Here is a 1,752-nt window from a genome sequence, read left to right as displayed (position 1 = left end):
GGCGGGGAGAGGCGAAGAGCAGCGAGCTAGATCAGCTTCCGCTGCGCGAGGCTCTTCATCAGCGCACCGATGCCGAACGTCCAGGGCTCGCACTCGTCGCTGGTGCGCATGCGGTTGACGAGCTTGCCAAGCTGGGGCGCGGCGATCGTGACGATGTCGTCGCGCTTGTGGGTGAACCCCTGCCCCGGCGCATCGCGATCCTTGACCGGCGCGAACATGGTGCCGAGGAACAGCACGAAGCCGTCGGGGTATTGATGGACCTTGCCGATGGTCTGTTCGACGAGGTCGGTCGGATCGCGGCTGATCTTGCTGATCGAGGAATGGCCGTCGAGGACGAAACCGTCCGTCCCCTTCACGTTCAGGCTGATGTCGAGCTTGCGCGCGTCGTCGAGCGAAAAACTCTCGTCGAACAAGCGCAGCAGCGGGCCGATCGCGCAGGACGCATTGTTGTCCTTGGCCTTCGACAGCAGCAGCGCCGAGCGCCCCTCGAAGTCGCGCAAATTGACATCGTTGCCGAGCGAACCGCCGACGATCTTGCCGCGGCTCGAAACGAACAGCACGAGCTCCGGCTCGGGGTTGTTCCAGGTCGACTTCGGATGCAGGCCTGCGTCCATGCCGGTGCCGACCGAGGACAGGGTCGGAGCCTTGGTGAAGACCTCGGCATCGGGGCCAATGCCGACCTCGAGATACTGGCTCCAGGCGTTCTGGTCGATCAGCACCTGCTTCAGATGCATCRCCTGGTCCGAGCCCGGCTTGAGCTTTGACAGATCGTCACCGATCAGCCGCGTCACCTCGTTCCGGATCGCTTCGGCCGAGGCCGGATTGCCCTTGGCCCGCTCCTCGATCACGCGCTCCAGCATCGAGATGGCAAAGGTGACGCCGGCCGCCTTCAGGGTCTGGAGATCGACCGGCGCGAGCAGCCACGGCTTTTTCGGGTCGCGCCCATCGGGGGCCGTATTGGCCACGATGGCCTCGAGTTCGCCGATGCGTTCGCCCTTGGTCGCGACAAGCGCCTTGGCGGGATTGTCCTCCTCGCAGAGTGCGCTGATGGTCGGGAATTTGGCGGTGACGTCGAAGACGCCATCGCTGCGCACGGCCACCACGGCCGGACCATTGACCTGCGGCAGCCAGACGCGGCCGACGAGCGTTCCCCGCGTGCCATCCTCGGGGAGAAGGTCTTTGACAGTCAATGTCGTCATGGCCGGCGTCCTCGCTGTTTCTAAGGACCGGCCGCGTTCACGGCAGCCGATCCCATTGGCGAAGACCAATAAACGTCTGGCAGGGGAAGTCCAGACCGGCAGCGAAGGGCCGGTATGCCCCTGCTCGTGCCTCTATGCGCCTGCGCGCGCCTTGCGGGCCGCAATCTGCTGGAGCGCCCAGCGTGCGTTCTTGCGCACATCGGGATCGGCATCGTCGGCGATGACGGCCAGGAACGCCTCGCCGTCGGGATGGGCGATCTCGCCGAGCGCGGCGGCCGCTTCCTTCCGCAAATTTGCCTGGTCGTGGTTGATGCAATTGCCGATCGGGCGCACCGCGCGCTCGATCTTCATCCTGCCGAGGCTGCGGATCGTCTTCAGCCGCACCTGCCAGAATTCGTCGGCAAGGCAGGCGATCAGTTGATCGGCCGCGAGCGAACCATTGACGTTGAGGCCCAGCGTCTCCGCCGCCATCTCGCGCACCATCCAGTCCGCATCCTCACCATCCAGTCCGCATCCTGGAGCGCTTCCAGCGCCGGCTTCAGCGTGTCCTTGC

At 65.3% G+C, this 1,752-nt stretch carries 2 protein-coding genes; both read right to left on the bottom strand.

What is annotated here, in order from left to right; all coding sequences use genetic code 11:
- Positions 1–26: 26 nt before the first annotated feature.
- Entirely contained in the window at positions 27–1,199 is a 1,173-nt protein-coding gene (locus tag AC1D00_RS39780; RefSeq protein ID WP_477014460.1) for a fumarylacetoacetate hydrolase family protein, read from the bottom strand.
- Positions 1,200–1,331: 132 nt separating this feature from the next.
- A partial coding sequence (locus tag AC1D00_RS39775) for a HEAT repeat domain-containing protein (RefSeq protein WP_477014459.1) occupies positions 1,332–1,752 on the bottom strand: 421 nt, incomplete at its 5' end.

Source organism: Bradyrhizobium sp. P2_E8, from assembly GCF_056403875.1.
This window is presented reverse-complemented; position numbering and strand designations above follow the sequence as displayed.